This window comes from Aquabacterium soli (genome assembly GCF_003933735.1).
Lineage (GTDB): Bacteria > Pseudomonadota > Gammaproteobacteria > Burkholderiales > Burkholderiaceae_C > Aquabacterium > Aquabacterium soli.
Map to the genome: position 1 here is coordinate 1 of NZ_RSED01000100.1, position 379 is coordinate 379.

The 379-nt window shown below is 62.0% G+C and carries 1 protein-coding gene; it reads left to right on the top strand.

Features of this window, described 5'->3' with window-relative positions; all coding sequences use genetic code 11:
- Positions 1-379 (top strand): ATP-binding protein (locus EIP75_RS23945; protein ID WP_125245685.1); only part of this gene is annotated, 379 nt, incomplete at both ends.

The following is a 379-nucleotide window of genomic DNA, read 5'->3' on the forward strand; positions in this document are numbered from 1 at the left end:
CAACGTGGTGTTGGTGGGTGGCCCCGGTACGGGCAAGACGCATCTGGCCACGGCCATCGGCGTGTCAGGCATCACTCGCCACAGCTCACGGGTGCGGTTCTACTCGACAGTCGATCTGGTCAACGCACTGGAGCTGGAGAAGGCCCAAGGCAAGGCCGGCCGCATTGCAGCCAGCTTGCAGCGCATGGACCTGGTTATCCTCGATGAGATGGGCTACCTGCCCTTCAGCCAAGCCGGTGGCGCCTTGCTCTTCCACCTGCTGAGCAAGCTCTACGAACACACCAGCGTGATGATCACCACCAACCTGGACTTCAAGGAATGGTCCAGTGTGTTCGGCGACGCCAAGATGACCACGGCACTGCTGGACCGGCTCACGCAC